Here is a 17,596-nt window from a genome sequence, read left to right on the forward strand (position 1 = left end):
TTTTTAAAAAATGTACTTTGAAGATTTTTATTATAAAATAGAACCTCTATGGAATAGAAGTTTTACCCTAGAAGGTATAGAAGAAACGGAAACGTATTTTAGAGATATCAAACAAAACTATACTAAAATAGAAGGAGTAGTTGATTTTTCTAACAAAGAGGAATATAGTGAATGGGAGAAAATGCTTGTATTTACTATGTATCAAACGTTGACGGCATTCGGCTTGGAAAAATGGAAAAAGCAGAAAGCAAAAACTCTTAATTTTGATGAAATACCAATAAGGTTATTTGAAGAATATTTTAAAAAGAACTTAGAGCCCGAAGACGAATTTGAGGGTAACGAAGAATATTTGGAACAATACAAAGGGCTGAAAGCAGCAGCTTCAAAATAGAGATAAAACAAAGAACCGGAACCAACAGTTCAGTATTCTTATAGCCATTTCCTGATATCATTCAAAGAGGGTACAAAAAGTAGCGTTCACAGTACAAGTGATGCAGGTACTTTGGCAGACGACCAAGAAGGTGCAGTTCGTAAAGCTGATAGCTTGCTTAGGACGGATCCTGATATAGATTCGGTAAGGGTCAGCCCCCATTTTGTCAGGGCCATGGGGGCCAGCGAAAGAAGATTTAATAGAGATACAACAGTAACAAGAGACTAAATGAAACCTATTTTCAATATTAAAAGAATTTCATTCCACATTTTGTTCATGGCTTATGTTGGTATGGCTGCCTATTTTATCGGTTGTAGAGATAAAGAGCAAAATGAAACGGAATCTAATGAAGAAAATAAAGAGCAAGTCGTTTTTGAAATTCACACATCTGCCGATACAGTAACAGTAAATAAGTATTTGAGATGTTATGCATACTTGAAAAAATCCCATTTTAAGAATTCCGGAATAATAGTTTATATAGCAAATGATGATGAATATTCCCTTAAACAGAATTTGTCCAATGAATATGATGTAGCCATGGATATTTTTCCTAATCTAAGTCATGATACGATCAATCAAAAATGGATTGGTCAATACGATTTTGATAAGACCGCGGTATTTGGAAGAAAGTTTAAATCTGTTGGGAAAGACACTATAAGGGGTTACATCCTTGAATACCAAAATAAGGAATTACCTATGGATTCTGTTTTCAAGAGCGAAGAAGTCAAAAAGTACTATTTTGAGAAAGAAATCTATGTAGATAGCTCGCAAAACTAAAAAAGATAGTGAGTACGGTCAACACCACGGATTATATAGGCAACCATGTGTACCAAGATGGACAGCTCCAATACCAAGATCAAATTGTGTGGACTGTGGATTTTAAAAAAGAAACAAAAAGATATGACAAAAATAAAATTGACCGTATTTGTTTTAATAATGTTGGGAGCATCTTCCTGTAAACAGGAGTCCAATAATAAAGATGCCTCTTCAAGTACCATTGGATCGCCTGTATTGAGCGAGAAAGTGGCCAATCAAAAAGAAGAGAAAGAACAAATAATTAAACCCATCGAAATTCCCAAAGACTGCAATCAGACCTTTGAGACTTTCTTCGAAAGATTTGCTAAGGACAGTGTCTTTCAAAAGAATAGGGTAAAATATCCTATGAAATGGTTTTATTATGAGAATTCTTATGATGAGCTAAAAATTGATGTTATGGAAAATGGAAAATTCTACTACATTGATTTTACGGAGGATAAAGATGCGATGAATAAAGAATCGGGTAAATACACAGTATCTATTGATAAAAAATCTAATCATGTCGATTATCTTCTTAAGGGATACGACAATGGATTGATGCTGACCTATAAGTTCAACTTAATAGACGGCTGTTGGTATCTGGTGGAGATATTGGACGAGTCTACTTGAACAAAAACCATATAGATTATTACAAGGCCATAATGAAAATGTCACTTTTTTTAGCCAAAGCGGAATTTTGGATGAAGAGGAAGGAGTTCTATTAAGTTATTTGGAAAAATGTGAGCAGATTGATGGGGGGTATTACGGTGTGGATGATCACTAGTCGATTCCTACCAATACACAATAGAAAAAGACCATCCTACGGGATGGTTTTTTTATGCCTTTGAATAAGCCTTTTTGGTCTTGTGGTAGCTGATGGCCATATCGATAAGCTCGTAGATCTTGGTGCGCTCGGCTTCGGTAAAGCTCTCGATGTCCCTGACCTTCTGTAACAGTTCCTTGTCCATGATGGTGTCATCGCCCCCTAGCAGAAAATCGACGATAACGCCAAGCTCGTCGGCAATTGCCTTGGCGGTATCTATGGACAGTTTGATCTCGTTGCGCTCAAAAGTCTAAATGCGGATAAAATCGAGAAATAGGTTTACAATAAGAGCAAATATGCCAACCATAACATTAAAAAAAAGAATCCAAATCATTTAAACAACCTCACTTTGCCAAAAACAACATAAAGACTGTCAATAGGTTGGAAAAGAGGTAGCCCAGCATTATCTTTGCCAGCCAATATATTTTGTGGATGAAGTCTGCCGTAGGTTTTGCAAAAAATACATCATGGTCCTTAATTTTTGCCGATTTTAAGGAAATTACCAAAGCCAGACTATCTGTTAGTGTAGTTTTTTCATCCATTGCAGGTTATTTTCTTGGAGCTTCCCAAATAGATTTAGTATCCGTTGCCCTTTTGGCCTTTGGAGGTTATTGTATGGTAGGAGCATCAAACGCATACAACCAAGTCATAGAAAAGGATTTGGATGTATTGATGAACCGTACCAAGAACCGTCCAATCCCTTCAGGACGTATGTCGGTGAACATGGCTATGGCAATAGCGGTTGCACTTACGCTTCTGGGCATTTTGGCCTTGTATATACTAAGCCCTAAAACTGCTATGTTCGGTGCTATTTCCATATTTCTTTACACCAGCGTCTATACGCCTTTAAAGACAAAAACACCTTTATCTGTCTTTGTAGGGGCATTTCCAGGTGCCATACCTTTTATGTTGGGTTGGGTGGCGGCAACTAATAACTTTGGAATAGAGGCGGGAACACTTTTTATGATTCAGTTTTTTTGGCAATTCCCACATTTTTGGGCATTGGGCTGGATGTTGGATGAAGATTATAAAAGAGGCGGTTTTAAAATGTTGCCAACGGGGAAGAAGGACACAGGTACCGCATTGCAGATTATATTGTACACCATTTGGATGATAGTTATCTCCATAATGCCTGCATTTGGTTTCACTGGGCGATTACATTTATCCATCCCTGCAGCAATCATTGTACTTTTATCGGGATTGGTTATGCTGATTTTTGCATTCAGGTTATATGAAAAAAGAGATAATGTATCCGCAAGAAGGCTAATGCTGGCGAGTGTTACCTACATTACTTTAATACAGATAATATACGTATTGGACAAATTCGGTCATACACTATTTTAAAATAGCAACATAAACCGATTTCCATAAAACATGGAATCTCAAGAGTAGAGACTTTTAAAAGAAACTTTAGAACAGTCAAAATTAAATTAAGATTTAAATGGATTTGACCCAAGGAACAGCACAGCAAAAAAATAGTCGGGCAAAAAAAATGATGCTTTGGTTCGGTATCATAAGCCTTATTATGGGTTTTGCAGGTTGGACGAGTGCTTACATTGTGAGCAGTAAACGTGATGACTGGATCAGCGATCTAGAACTTCCACAAGCCTTTTTTATAAGCACTGCCATAATCATATTCAGTAGTATTACCTATATATTGGCAAAAGAGTCCGTTAAGAAAAACAATCAGAAATTGGGCACTATATTTTTATTGGCTACGCTGGCCTTGGGCATCTCGTTTATCATACTGCAATTCAACGGATTCTCACAAATGCTTGAGAACCGATATTATTTTACAGGTCCAACGAGTAGCATTAAAATGTCCTACGTTTTTTTAATTGCAGCGGTACACATAGTTCATGTAGTGGCAGGATTGATATCACTATTGGTGGTTTTGGTTCAGCAGCTAAGAGGAAAATATCTTCCCAACAATTTATTGGGACTTGAATTGGGAGCCACATTCTGGCATTTTTTGGATTTTCTTTGGGTGTATCTAATACTATTTATGTATTTCGTAAAATAATTATTGGATGAATTGGTTTTCATTTAACTTTATCTTTGAACTCATTTAAATTTTTTCAATTAGCTGGAAAATTGTCCTTTTTCGCCCACTTTTCGTCTTTTTATCCTTCCGTAGCCCTGCTATGCAATTCAAAAAAGTCATCGATCAAGCAAAAAATTACTGATTTTCGCTTTAATCCAAAAAGTTTAAATGAGTTCTTTATGAATACATCAAAAGATGTAAATTTGTGAAAGTTTTATTAATACGACCTTTTTATGGATACAACGGTTACTACCGGTACAGAAGATAGCGTTTGGGGAGGCGGAAACCGCCCACTTGGAGCTAGCTATGGAAAATTAATGATGTGGTTTTTTATTGTCTCGGATGCTTTGACATTCTCTGGGTTTTTGGTCTCTTACGGCTTTTCCAGATTTAAGTTTATAGAGACATGGCCCATTGCCGATGAGGTATTTACACACGTGCCATTTTTTCATGGGAATTATCCAATGTACTATGTAGCCTTTATGACCTTTATTTTGATCATGTCATCGGTTACCATGGTTTTGGCCGTGGACGCAGGACACAAAATGATGCAAAAGAAAGTTATCTTTTATATGTTCCTGACCATAATAGGAGGAGCCATTTTTGTGGGCTCACAAGCTTGGGAATGGGCAACCTTCATCAAAGGGGATTACGGAGCACTGGAAACAAAAGGAGGTAGGATTCTTCAGTTTGTTGATGCTGAAACAGGAAAACGTGCTGCACTTGCAGATTTTTCAAGGACTATTCCCGATGAACGTGTTGAGCATGAAAAAAAGAATGGAATCTGGTATTATGAAGGAAAAACATTACCTAGCTATTCCTTGAACGAGGTCGTACAAGGATTTAAGGCCACACCAAATATTTTAATAAGAACAGAGACCATTAACGAAGAGGGTGAGAAAACTGTACTGAACCGTCAAGAATCCTTGGCAAAGCTCAAAGATGCAAGTTTAGTGGTGGAAGGAGCGAATCTTGTCCGTAATGAGTACGGAAGCAGATTGTTTGCCGACTTTTTCTTTTTTATTACAGGTTTCCACGGGTTCCACGTATTTTCCGGTGTCGTAATCAATGTAATCATCTTTTTTAATGTGATTATCGGTACCTACGAACGTAGAAAGCACTATGAAATGGTCGAGAAGGTCGGATTGTACTGGCACTTTGTTGATTTGGTATGGGTATTTGTATTCACATTTTTCTATTTAGTATAATTTGATTTTTAATTTCCTGCGAGGAACGGTCGGAAATCCAAAAAAGTAAGCATATTATGGCACACGAGCATAAACTGGAAATTTTTAGAGGGTTATTGAAATTTAAATCCAATGTCCAGAAAATCTGGGGAGTATTGATTTTTCTTACCATTGTCACGGCGGTAGAAGTAGCTCTTGGTATTACAAAACCCGAGTTCTTGGTAAAGACCTACTTTTTGGGAATGAAATTATTGAACTGGATCTTTATAATTCTAACGCTGGTCAAGGCATACTACATTGCTTGGGATTTTATGCATTTGCGCGATGAGAAAAGTTCACTGCGCAGAGCAATTGTTTGGACACCCATTTTTTTGGTCAGTTATTTGATATTTATTTTGCTTTTTGAAGCTGATTATATTTATAATGTATTTAAGGACGGTTTCTTGGCCTGGGACTTCTAAGAAAGTATTAACATAGAAAAAAGACGGTTTGATAACCGTCTTTTTTATTTTTGCATTAGTAAGATTAAAATGAAAAAAACTTTTGTTCTCGTTGTTTTGTTCATTTTCCCATTGGTGGCCTACTTATTCTTTGCCTCTGGGGTAAATAACTTTGGAAAACTACCTATTCTAACAGAAAATATCCCAGATTTAAAAGGCTTGAATAAAAAGGTAAGCCTTCAAGGAAAAATTACCATTCTAGGTTTTTTGGGTGATGACATAGCACGTGTAAAAGGAAATGCTTTTAACCTCAACCAAAAAATCTATAAGCGATTCAATGAATTTAATGATTTCCAAATGGTGATGATCGTGCCTAAAGGAAATGAAGATGAGATACAAACCCTAAAACAAGAATTGGGTGAGCTTTCAAGTGTTGAAAAATGGAATTTTGTGTTTGGCAACCACTCAGAAATAGAGAAACTCTTCAGCGAGCTCAATGTCAATATGAAGTTGGACAAAAACCTTGGCACTCCCTATGTTTTTATTGTTGATAAAGATCGAAATCTAAGAGGTAGAAAAGACGATGAGGACGAAGGAGTCAAATATGGTTTTAATACAACCTCAGTAGCAGAACTGAACAATAAAATGGAAGACGATGTAAAAATAATTCTTGCAGAATATCGTCTCGCCTTAAAGAAAAATAATGCCGACAGGAGCAAATAGCAAAAAGAAATATACCTACGTTTGGGTGTCAACGATTATTTTGGTTTTTGGGATTTTCGCTATATATGAAATCACAAAAAGGCTCAAAGATGGTTCCGTAGTAGAAAATGATAGGATGAGCGTTGGTTCGTTGCAGCGTGAACTAAGTTTCATAGTGGCCGATGGAAAAAAAAGAAAGGTTCCCGAGTTTTCCTTTTTAAATCAGGATAGTTTGCTCGTTTCTGACAAAGACTATTTGGGAAAAGTGTATATAGCTGAATTTTTCTTTACTACATGCCCTACCATTTGTCCAATTATGACCAAAAATTTGGTTGAACTTCAAAATACGTTCAAAGCGTACGATGAATTTGGAGTGGCATCATTTACCATCAACCCAAGGTACGATACCCCAATTGTTTTAAAAAAATATGCCGACCGTTATGGAATAACCGATAAAGATTGGCATTTGCTGACAGGCAATCAAGACGAGATTTATAAATTGGCACAAGAAGGCTTTTATATTCTGGCAAATGAAGTGGAGGATGCTCCAGGTGGCTTTGAACACTCCGGTATGTTCGCCCTGGTGGATAAGGATGGTTACATTCGCTCCAGAACTGACGGAAACGGAAATCCGTTGATTTACTACAGAGGAACCATTACAGAGAAACAAGGTGTCAATAATGAAGGTGAAGCACAGCAGATTACTATGTTAAAGGAGGATATTAAAAAACTATTGAAGGAAAAATGATTAATGAAGTTTCATTAAGGGAAAAACGTTTTAATAAATGGATTACTGTAATATCAATCGTAATTCCATTGGTAGTTGCATTGTTGTTTGGATATAAAATCCCCAATGCGAAACCACTATCATTTTTACCGCCCATTTATGCCAGCATTAATGGGTTGACGGCAATTTTATTGATCACGGCCGTGATAGCTATAAAAAATGGCAAAAAAAATATCCATCAAAAATTGATGACCACTTGCATAGGCCTTTCTTTATTATTTCTTGTAATGTATGTTGCATACCACATGACCTCTGAAAGTACACAATATGGCGGTGAGGGCATTATCAGATATATCTATTTTTTTATATTGATTTCCCATATCATACTTTCCATTGCGGTAATACCCTTGGTGTTGAGGACTTATGCCAAAGCATACCTGAACGATTTTTCAGCACATAGAAAATGGGCTAAATATACTTTTCCAATTTGGCTATACGTTGCCATTACCGGTGTAGTGGTTTATTTGATGATTTCACCATACTATGCTCACTAACAAATTAAATACTATAATTTCTTTAATTCGATATAGAAATCTTTCGGAAAAAATATCACGAAAGAAAGTGTGGATGCTGTTTCTCTTTCTCTTTATCTTTTTAATTTTCCCGCAAGTTTCAGAAGCCCAATGCGCCATGTGCAGGGCGGTAGTGGAAAGTGAGGCCGATGGAAAAACTGCGGAGGGCATAAACAATGGTATTGTGTACCTAATGGCAATTCCGTATATTTTGGTTGCGGGATTGTTTTTTTTCATCTATAGAAAGATGCGTAATTAAGTCTTCATTATAATTTTAACATTTTTTTCGACGCCAAAGTGTAACAATATGATGTGGTCTAAGTCATATATAGGTACGCACAAGCGTATTCATCAATCACCAAACACTAACCACTATGTTCGACATTGAAAGGTGGCAAGAGATATTTGACACCATCCGTAAGAACAAACTTCGCACTTTTCTTACTGGTCTATCTGTGGCCTCAGGTATTTTTATTTTAGTAATTCTATTGGGTTTTGGGCAAGGAATGCAGAATGGTATTGAACGTGAGTTCAAGCAAGATGCATCTACAAGTGTTTGGGCATGGCCAGGAGTTACTTCCAAGGAATATAAGGGGCTCAACCCAGGTAGAAGGATTCAATTCGTGAACAAAAATTTTGAAACTGCTTCATCCATGTTTCAAGATGCCATTGAATATGAATCACCTAGAATATTCGTTCGTGATATCACGGTAAATTATGGAAAAGAAGCCCTGGTGTACGGAGTTCAAGGAGTTGCATCGGATTTTCAGTTTATCGAAAATACTTCCATGAGGGAAGGTCGCTTTCTAAATTACCAAGATGAGGTTTCAACAGGTAAGGTAGCCGTTATCGGTAATAAAATCAAAAAAGATGTTTTTGCAGATGTTGAATCACCTGTTGGTGAGTTCATCAAGATTTCGGGAATTCCATTTAAGATAGTTGGAGTGTTTGGAGAAATGGAGGAAAGGGAAGAAGAACGAATATATATACCAATCACAACGGCGCAAAGGGTTTTTAATGGAGGTGATAGGGTGAACAATATGTCCTTTACTTTGCCTCCTGCGGAGAATTTTGAGCAGGCCGTAGCTCAAGCGGTCACCTTTAAGAATGACTTGAAAACATATTTGCAACAGGCCCATACGGTAGCGCCTGATGATAATGGTGCCATGGAGGTATGGAGCGCCATGGAAGAGGCTAAGCGTTATTACGGACTTACCAATAACATAAAACTTTTTTTCTGGTTTGTTGGTATTTGTACCATAATTGCAGGAGTTGTGGGTGTAAGCAATATCATGCTGATTGTTGTTAAGGAGCGTACGCGCGAAATTGGTATTAGGAAAGCATTGGGAGCAAAACCTTGGTCCATTATTGCAATGATTCTTCATGAATCCATTTTTGTTACTGCAATCTCAGGTTTTGCAGGGCTGATTTTTAGTATGGCACTCTTGGAGGTTTTAGGACCCAATATTGAAATTGATTATGTGGTCAATCCTTCCGTGAATTTTAAAGTAGCCTTTTCTACTGTTTTGGTACTTATTTTTGCTGGAACATTGGCAGGATTTGTGCCTGCGTGGCGCGCAGCAAAAGTACAGGTAATAGAATCATTGCGAGATGAATAATCATAATCCATTATCAAAATAAACCATACATGTTCACAAAAGATAGATGGAGGGAAATTTTGGAAGTGCTTACAAGCAATGTATGGCGTACCATATTTACAGCTTTTGGAGTGTGTTGGGGTATTTTTATCCTAATTGTGTTACTGGCTGCAGGTAAAGGTCTTGAGAATGGAATCAAACAAGATTTTGGGGATATCGCCACCAACACCATGTTCATGTGGACACGGAGCACTACAAAAGCTTATGAAGGATTGCCTATGGGCAGAAGCTTTGAATTTAAAATAAGTGATGTATCGGCAATACATGACAATATTCCAAACATGAGATTTGTTTCACCAAGAAATAGACTTAGCGGTTTTAGAGGCGGTAATAATGTAATAAGGGGAATAAGGACAGGGGCTTATAATGTATATGGAGATTACCCCGAGATTATAAACCAAGACCCAATGACGGTAACTTCTGGAAGGTTCATCAACCACAACGATATCCGCGAAAAGCGAAAAGTGGCAATAATCGGTCAAGGCGTTAAGACAGATCTTTATGAAAAGGACGAAAATGTTCTTGGAACTTATATCAAAATTCAGGGAGTCAATTTTTTAGTGGTGGGTACCTACAAGAAAAACAGCAATGATGGCGATGGTGAAGAAGCTCAAAAAGAGATTTTTGTTCCTTTTACGTCTTTCTCCCAGGCGTTCAATAGGGGAGAAGAAGTAGGTTGGATGGCAATAACTGCAAATGACGGTAGTTCTATATCCCAATTAAAGGAAAATATAGTGAACGTAATGAAAGAAAGGCATAAAGTACATCCACAAGATAATCGTGCTATTGGTTATTTTGACCTTTATGAACAATATAATAGAGTGGAGAGTCTTTTTGGAGCGCTAAAAGGTGTTGCCTATATCGTAGGAATCATGGTATTGCTTTCAGGTATTATCGGAGTAAGTAATATTATGCTCATTGTTGTCAAGGAACGCACTAAAGAAATAGGAATTAGGAGGGCTTTGGGAGAACAACCGTGGTCCATAAAAAAACAAATATTAATGGAATCCATCTTTCTGACGATTATTTCAGGGATGACGGGAATCATTTTTGGTTCATTGGTCATTTATGGAATCAACTCTTTGTTGGACAGTGTTGGTCCAGTGGATATGTTCATGAATCCGAGTGTAAGTATTGGGGTGGTCAGTGGCGCATTGCTCATATTGATGATTTCAGGACTTTTGGCAGGTTTCATACCTGCACAAAGCGCCATTCGTGTAAGGCCCATTGAAGCATTAAGAACGGAATAAATCAAAATCAATCAAATTAATCCATAAGCACAAAATGAAAAAGTCAGTTACAATTACCATCCTCTTACTCATCGTACTGGTATTTGGTGGTTCAATGTATTACCTATATCAGAAAAACTCAGAAGACCCTGTCGTTTACGAAACAGAAAAACTTTCAAGACAGACCATAGTTAAAAAGGCGGTCGCCACCGGCAGCATCCTTCCTTTGGAAGAAGTGTTGATCAAACCCAATATTTCTGGGGTGATAGAGGAGATTTATATAGAAGGTGGGGACTATGTAAAATCCGGGGATTTATTGGCAAAAATCAAAGTGGTACCTAATCTTACAGCTCTAAATGATGCAAGAAATACCATAGAAGATGCCAAAATTACACTGAACGACCAAAAGCGAAATTATGAAAGACAGCTCACCTTATTTAGTAAAGGAGTCATTTCAAAGGCTGATTTAGAACGTGCCGAGGTCACTTACGATCAGGCGAAACAAGCTTACAGTGCTGCAAATAAAAGGTTCGATATTGTAAACACGGGTACTACAAGCGGGTATAGGAATGCAGCCAATAATTTAATTCGTTCCACGGTGAGCGGTATGGTGCTGGAAGTGCCCGTTGAAGTGGGCAATCAGGTTATAGAAAGTAATAATTTTAATGAAGGAACTACAATTGCGGCCATTGCCGATGTGGAAAAAATGATTTTTGAAGGAAAGGTGGATGAGTCTGAAGTTGGAAAAATAAAAGAAGACCTGCCATTGGAAATAACCGTTGGAGCCATTGAAGACAAGACTTTTGATGCCGTACTGGATTATATAGCACCGAAAGGTAAAGAGGAGAACGGAGCTATTCAATTTGAAATAAAGGGGACATTGAAAAAACAGGACACCGTTTTTATCCGTGCGGGACTGAGCGCCAATGCCTCTATCATACTGGCACGAGCAGATAGTGTTCTTGCACTAAAGGAAGCATTGGTTCAATTTGATGATGATACTAAAAAGCCATACGTCGAAGTTGAAACTTCGGAACAACAATTTGAGCGAAAGGACATTGAACTTGGAATTAGCGATGGTATTTTTGTAGAGGTCAAATCAGGTATAGATCAAAAAGATAATATTAAAGTTTGGAATGCCATAGAAGAAGAAAACGCCAATTAATTATTTAACAAAAAAAATCGCTTAATCTTGTAACAATTTAACAACTTGTAAGTCCTATTGGAGGAGTTAAAAGTTTCAGATAGCTAACAGTACCAATCATGATAGAAATCAAAGATCTTCACAAGTCCTATAAAATGGGAAGTAATTCCCTTCACGTACTAAAGGGCATCAATTTTAAGGCAAAAGAAGGAGAACTAATTGCGATAATGGGTTCTTCGGGATCTGGAAAATCTACTTTGCTCAATATCTTGGGGATGCTTGACGAAGCTGATTCTGGAGATTATACCTTGGATGGAGTCCCTATCAAAAATCTAAGTGAAACCAAAGCTGCACAGTATAGGAACAAGTTTTTGGGCTTTGTTTTCCAATCCTTTAATTTAATAAATTATAAAAGTGCCATGGAGAATGTCGCTTTGCCGTTATATTATCAGCGTGTTGCACGCAAAGAAAGACAGGAAAAAGCACTTAAATATTTAGAGCGCGTCGGATTAAAGGAATGGGCTACGCATTTACCAAGTGAGTTGTCAGGCGGACAAAAACAACGTGTTGCCATTGCAAGGGCCATGGCAGCAGAGCCAAAAGTGCTTTTGGCAGATGAGCCAACAGGAGCTTTGGACAGCACAACATCATACGAGGTCATGGACTTGATCCAAAAAATTAATGATGAGGGCAATACAATATTGGTAGTGACCCATGAAGAAGATATCGCACATATGTGCAAAAGAATAGTGCACTTAAAAGATGGTGTAATTGTAGAGGATAAAGAAGTAAAACAGGTCAGAGCAGCCGCTTATGTTCAGTAGAGATACTTGGAAAGAAATATTTGAAACTATACAAAAAAACAAGCTTCGTACTTTTTTAACAGGATTTACGGTAGCCTTGGGCATTTTTATTTTTGTGGTGCTTTTTGGTATGGGAAATGGCTTGAACAATACCTTTACCAAATTCTTTGGTGATGATGCCACCAATACATTATTTGTTTTTCCAGGTAGAACGACTATACCTTACAAGGGTTATAAAGCCAAAAGACAAATAGAATTTGAAAATGAAGACTTGGAGGATATCGAAAAGAACTTCTCCATGCTTATGGAATATATAACCCCAAGAATTTCCAGGAATGCCTTGGTCACCTATAAAGAAGAATCGGATAACTATAATACAAGAGCTGTTGGTCCGGCACACCAATTTGCTGAGAAAACCATAATGATGAAAGGCCGATACTTAAATGAAACCGATATCCTTAAAAAAACCAAATATGCAGTTATCGGAAGATTGGTTGAGAAGGATTTGTTCAAAGGAGAAAAGTCCATCGGCGAATTTATAGATATAGGCGGAAGTGTTTTTAAGGTCATAGGGGTTTTTCAGGATGATGGCGGTGATAATGAGGAGCGATACATCTACATGCCCTTTACCACAAGACAGCTCATTGAAAAGAACAATGATAAAATAGACCAGATTATTTTGGCTTTCAAACCTGAAATCGGATATGCTGGCGCAATGGCCTTTGAAAACAAATTGGATAATTTTATCCGTAATAAGAAAATCATAAGTCCAGAAGATCCAAACGGAATTTTCATTAGAAACGTTGCCGATCAGTTAAAACAAAATCAGCAATTTGCGAATGTTCTTCAGATTATAATTTCCGGGATTGCCTTTGCCGTGATTATCTCGGGCATTATCGGAATCAGTAATATTATGCTATTTGTGGTAAAAGAGCGTACAAAGGAAATTGGGATAAGAAAAGCGCTTGGAGCAACGCCAAAAAAAGTAATTAACTCGGTTCTATTCGAGTCGATTTTCATTACTACAATTTCTGGATTTATCGGAATGATAATCGGAATATCCGTTTTAAATTCCATAGGTGGGAAAACATTGGAAGATGACTATTTTATAACCAACCCCGCCATAAACACAGGAACAGCAATCTTCGCTACTATTTTATTGATTATTTGTGGCGCCATAGCAGGGTATATCCCAGCAAAACGAGCAGCAAGGATAAAACCGATCGTAGCTCTAAGAGATGAATAGATGAGACAGTTATTTGACAGAAATACATGGCAAGAAATTTTCCAATCCATTAGGAAAAACAGAATGCGTACATTTTTGACCATGATAGGTGTATTCGTTGGCATCTACATTTATATAGGTCTTTCCGGAGCTTCAAAAGGTTTGGACAACGGTTTTGAAAGGCAATTTGAATCTGTTGCAATGAACAGTCTTTTTGCGTGGGGGCAAAGTACAAGTATGCCGCATGCAGGTTTTAAAACGGGTAGGCAGATACAGTTAAAGCTTGGAGATGTAGATGTTATGTACAATCGTATACCGGAAATTGAGAATATAGCCCCAAGAAACGTTCGCGGTATTTTTGGCTCTGAACCCGGAATAATAACAAGAGGATTGAAATCAGGGAACTATGCCGTGTATGGTGACTTTCCCGCATTCACAAAAATCGCAACAAAGAAAATCTACGATGGAGGTCGATTCATCAACGATGAAGATATAGATCAAGCACGTAAGGTATGTGTTATCGGTGAGCGCACCCAAAAAGAACTTTTTGAGAAAGATGAAGACCCAATAGGAGGATATATTAGGATAGACAATATCTATTTTCAGGTCGTTGGTGTGCACAAGTTTACTCCAGGGGGCGGTTTTGAAAGTGATAGCGACATATTTATTCCTTTTACCACATTCAGAAAACTGTACAATACGGGCGATGATGTCTCATGGTTTACGATAGCCGCTTATGATGATGCAGATGTTATTCAGGTAGAGGAAGATGTAAAATCCGTATTGAAGAGCATCCATAAAGTACATCCAAAAGATGAAAGGGCTTTCGGCTCTTTCAATCTAGGCGAGATTTTCAATAAGATAATGGGCTTTTCCAGCGGAATGACTTTCTTGTCACTCATTGTAGGAATAGCAACTATTTTAGCTGGTGTAATTGGTATAGGGAATATACTTTTAATATCAGTAAAGGAAAGAACAAAGGAATTGGGTGTAAGAAGAGCTTTAGGAGCTACACCAAGCGAAGTCAGAAACCAGATTATCATTGAATCCCTAGTATTGACATTGTTATCCGGAATCATAGGGATTATCTTGGGAGCGGTAACATTGAAAATAATAGATGCATTAACGCAGGGTGCTGATTTTCCGTATACCAATCCAACGGTTCCGATTCCTTATGTTTTGGGAGCTTTGTTGCTTATGATAATACTTGGGGTCCTTATTGGTTTAATACCCGCTCAAAGAGCCGTTAGCATCAGGCCAATAGATGCATTGAGAGAAGAATAAAAAGTTAAAACTAAATAATCAAAAAAAATGAAGAAAATTTTAAAATGGGTAGGTCTTGCTGTTCTTGTGCTAGGAGCAATGTGGGCCGCTGTATTTTTTATAAAATCAAACAGTAAGTCTGCCATAACATATGAAACCCATAAGCCATTCATTTCAAGCATAGAAAAAAAGACTGTAGCCACTGGAAAAGTAATACCTGAGGACGAGGTCGCCATCAAACCCCAGATAACGGGTATTATCGATAAGATTTTTGTTGAGGAAGGTGCACCTATTAAAGCAGGTGACTTGATTGCCGTGATAAAAGTGGTGCCCAACGAGCAGTCCTTGAACCAAGCCCAAGGTCGCGTTCGCAATGCGGAACTGGCTTTGAACAATGCAAAAATCGAATACGATAGAAATAAAACACTTTATGATAAAGGTGTGGTTTCAAACCAAGATTTTATAAATCAAAAGTTGACTTACGAACAAGCCGAACAGGAGTTGAAGAACGCACGTGCAGATTATCAAATTATCCGTAGGGGATCTATAGGGGGTTCATCGGCGGCCAATACGGATATCCGCGCGACAGTATCCGGAACCATTTTGGAAATTCCCGTAAAAGAAGGAGATCAGGTAATTCAGAGCAATAATTTTAACGATGGTACCACTATTGCATCCATTGCAGACTTGAGCAAAATGATTTTTGAAGGAAAGGTCGATGAAGGCGAAGTAGGGAAATTAAAATTGGGCATGCCATTGAAAATCAGTCTAGGTGCCATTGAAGATCAAGAGTTTGATGCTGACCTAAAGTTCATAGCTCCTAAAGGTGTTGAAGAATCCGGAGCTGTTCAATTTAAAATTGAAGGAGATGTCGAAGTTGGTGGAGATTTTATGATTCGTGCAGGATATAGTGCCAATGCATCATTGGTACTTGAAAAGAAAGATAGCATCTTGGTCATTCAGGAAGCGTTGTTACAATTTGATAAAGAAACGGACAAGCCTTATGTTGAAGTTGCTACGGGAGAACAAGAGTTTGAGCGTAGAGATATCGAAATTGGAATTTCGGACGGCGTAAATGTGGAAATTGTATCAGGATTGGAGAAAACCGATGAAATAAAACAATGGAACAAAACAGAACCGATCAAGAAGGGCTTGGAAGATGATGAGAACGCAGACGAAGATGCCTAATCCAATAAAAATCAAAATCAAGAAACGAATGAAATTTAAAATCACTTTACTCATGCTATTTTGTGCGATGTTCATCACCAACGCGCAAGTGAGAAAATGGACATTACAAGAATGTGTCACCTATGCAGTGGACAATAATTTGACCATTGAACAGGCGGAACTGGATTTGGATAATGCAAGAATTGATAAATCCGACGCTATAGGCAATTTACTACCGAGTTTGAACGGAGATGGGCGTTTGACGGAAAACGTAGGTCTATCGTTTAATCCAACTTCGCAAGAACCCGTAAGTACGCAGTTAAACTTTACCGGTAATCTGACCTCTGTACTTAATCTGTTTGATGGTCTCAGAAATATTAGACAATTGCAAAGGGCCGAGCTGAATACCATTTCCAATATTTATAGACTTGATGATTTAAAGGACGATATTAGATTGAATGTAGCCAATGCATATCTACAAGTGTTGTCCAACAAGGAACAACTGAAGGTTTTTAAAGCACAATATGCCGTAACGGAACAAGATTTATTGCGGACAAAGGAACTGGTAGAATCCGGAGTGGTACCAAGGGGCGATTTATTGGAAATAGAGGCTACGGCCGCCACCCAGGAACAACAGATTATTAACGGAGAAGGTCTGGTATTGATTTCAAGGGTAAATCTTGCACAGTTGTTGCAGATTACCGATTATGAAAATTTTGACATTGCCGATCAGGAGTTCGAAGTACCGCCTTCCGATATTTTGGACAATTCCGCTAAAACTATTTATGATAAGGCGCTAACTTTTAGAAATGATATTAAATTTTCGGAATCCAATGTTGAAATTGCGGAAAAGGATTTAAAAATTGCCAAAGGTGCATATTACCCCAGGTTATCTGCATTTATAAATTATAATACAAGATATTCGGATCAAAACCTGAATCCTCAGGATTTATCGATTATTCCATTTACGGACCAGTTATGGATTTTTGACGGTCTTGCCTACGGTTTTCAGTTAGAGGTTCCTTTTTTTAATGGTTGGAGTGCTAGAAACGGTGTTAAGCGATCAAAAATAGGATTGCTACAAGCCCAGTTGCAGCTGGAACAGAACAAGTTGGAATTGGAATCTAACATACAACAAGCTTATGTAGATGTGACCACCTTTTCCAAATCCTACGAAGCGGCCGAAAAAACCGTAGAGGCCAGAAGGTTGGCTTACGATTACGCAAAGGAACGCTTTAATGTAGGGTTAATGAATTCGTTTGATTTTAGTCAGGCTCAGGCAAGAGTGGACAATGCTGAAGCTGAAGTAATACGTACAAAATATGATTATATATTTAGGCTGAAGATTTTGGAATTCTATTTTGGCATTCCAATTTCGTTAAACTAG

At 37.8% G+C, this 17,596-nt stretch carries 19 protein-coding genes; all 19 read left to right on the forward strand.

Going from position 1 to position 17,596, the window contains the following annotated elements; translation table 11 throughout:
• Positions 1-10: 10 nt before the first annotated feature.
• Positions 11-391 carry a hypothetical protein gene (locus HME9304_RS10445; RefSeq protein ID WP_112378543.1) on the forward strand — a complete coding sequence of 127 codons (381 nt, stop codon included), beginning with the start codon at positions 11-13 and terminating at the stop codon, positions 389-391.
• A 267-nt stretch (positions 392-658) separates the two neighbouring features.
• On the forward strand, positions 659-1,207 hold the full coding sequence (locus HME9304_RS10450; RefSeq protein ID WP_112378544.1) for a hypothetical protein: 549 nt from the start codon (positions 659-661) through the stop codon (positions 1,205-1,207).
• 123 nt (positions 1,208-1,330) lie between these two features.
• Positions 1,331-1,855, forward strand: coding sequence for a DUF4348 domain-containing protein (locus HME9304_RS10455; protein ID WP_164674833.1), 525 nt, complete (start codon positions 1,331-1,333; stop codon positions 1,853-1,855).
• Positions 1,856-2,480: 625 nt separating this feature from the next.
• Entirely contained in the window at positions 2,481-3,392 is a 912-nt protein-coding gene (gene cyoE, locus HME9304_RS10460; RefSeq protein ID WP_112378546.1) for a heme o synthase, read from the forward strand.
• Positions 3,393-3,489: 97 nt separating this feature from the next.
• Complete coding sequence (locus HME9304_RS10465) at positions 3,490-4,071, forward strand: cytochrome c oxidase subunit 3 (protein ID WP_112378547.1); 582 nt, start codon at positions 3,490-3,492, stop codon at positions 4,069-4,071.
• A 254-nt stretch (positions 4,072-4,325) separates the two neighbouring features.
• The gene (locus HME9304_RS10470; RefSeq protein ID WP_112378548.1) at positions 4,326-5,300 is read left to right on the forward strand and encodes a cytochrome c oxidase subunit 3; all 975 of its coding nucleotides are present in this window, start codon (positions 4,326-4,328) and stop codon (positions 5,298-5,300) included.
• 56 nt (positions 5,301-5,356) lie between these two features.
• Positions 5,357-5,740 carry a cytochrome C oxidase subunit IV family protein gene (locus tag HME9304_RS10475; RefSeq protein WP_112378549.1) on the forward strand — a complete coding sequence of 128 codons (384 nt, stop codon included), beginning with the start codon at positions 5,357-5,359 and terminating at the stop codon, positions 5,738-5,740.
• A gap of 69 nt (positions 5,741-5,809) precedes the next feature.
• Positions 5,810-6,442: a hypothetical protein gene (locus HME9304_RS10480; protein WP_112378550.1), complete on the forward strand. Its 633-nt coding sequence runs from the start codon at positions 5,810-5,812 to the stop codon at positions 6,440-6,442.
• Positions 6,423-7,169, forward strand: a complete 747-nt coding sequence (locus HME9304_RS10485) for an SCO family protein (RefSeq protein ID WP_112378551.1) — start codon at positions 6,423-6,425, stop codon at positions 7,167-7,169. Before HME9304_RS10480 ends, HME9304_RS10485 begins: the two co-directional genes overlap by 20 nt.
• A complete protein-coding gene (locus tag HME9304_RS10490) occupies positions 7,166-7,702 on the forward strand; it encodes a DUF420 domain-containing protein (protein WP_112378552.1) in 537 nt (178 codons plus the stop codon). The genes HME9304_RS10485 and HME9304_RS10490 overlap by 4 nt, the downstream gene beginning before the upstream one ends.
• 73 nt (positions 7,703-7,775) lie before the next feature.
• Positions 7,776-7,979: a hypothetical protein gene (locus HME9304_RS10495; RefSeq protein WP_112379792.1), complete on the forward strand. Its 204-nt coding sequence runs from the start codon at positions 7,776-7,778 to the stop codon at positions 7,977-7,979.
• Positions 7,980-8,094: 115 nt separating this feature from the next.
• Positions 8,095-9,339: an ABC transporter permease gene (locus HME9304_RS10500; RefSeq protein WP_112378553.1), complete on the forward strand. Its 1,245-nt coding sequence runs from the start codon at positions 8,095-8,097 to the stop codon at positions 9,337-9,339.
• 29 nt (positions 9,340-9,368) lie between these two features.
• Complete coding sequence (locus tag HME9304_RS10505; RefSeq protein ID WP_112378554.1) at positions 9,369-10,628, forward strand: ABC transporter permease; 1,260 nt, start codon at positions 9,369-9,371, stop codon at positions 10,626-10,628.
• Positions 10,629-10,662: 34 nt separating this feature from the next.
• Positions 10,663-11,772, forward strand: a complete 1,110-nt coding sequence (locus HME9304_RS10510) for an efflux RND transporter periplasmic adaptor subunit (RefSeq protein WP_112378555.1) — start codon at positions 10,663-10,665, stop codon at positions 11,770-11,772.
• Positions 11,773-11,870: 98 nt separating this feature from the next.
• Entirely contained in the window at positions 11,871-12,575 is a 705-nt protein-coding gene (locus tag HME9304_RS10515; RefSeq protein WP_112378556.1) for an ABC transporter ATP-binding protein, read from the forward strand.
• On the forward strand, positions 12,565-13,800 hold the full coding sequence (locus HME9304_RS10520; RefSeq protein WP_112378557.1) for an ABC transporter permease: 1,236 nt from the start codon (positions 12,565-12,567) through the stop codon (positions 13,798-13,800). The genes HME9304_RS10515 and HME9304_RS10520 overlap by 11 nt, the downstream gene beginning before the upstream one ends.
• Complete coding sequence (locus HME9304_RS10525) at positions 13,801-15,063, forward strand: ABC transporter permease (protein WP_112378558.1); 1,263 nt, start codon at positions 13,801-13,803, stop codon at positions 15,061-15,063. It abuts the gene before it with no gap.
• A gap of 27 nt (positions 15,064-15,090) precedes the next feature.
• Entirely contained in the window at positions 15,091-16,230 is a 1,140-nt protein-coding gene (locus HME9304_RS10530; protein ID WP_112378559.1) for an efflux RND transporter periplasmic adaptor subunit, read from the forward strand.
• A gap of 28 nt (positions 16,231-16,258) precedes the next feature.
• Positions 16,259-17,596 carry a TolC family protein gene (locus HME9304_RS10535; protein WP_112379793.1) on the forward strand — a complete coding sequence of 446 codons (1,338 nt, stop codon included), beginning with the start codon at positions 16,259-16,261 and terminating at the stop codon, positions 17,594-17,596.

The sequence above is a fragment of the Flagellimonas maritima genome (assembly GCF_003269425.1).
Taxonomy (GTDB): domain Bacteria; phylum Bacteroidota; class Bacteroidia; order Flavobacteriales; family Flavobacteriaceae; genus Flagellimonas; species Flagellimonas maritima.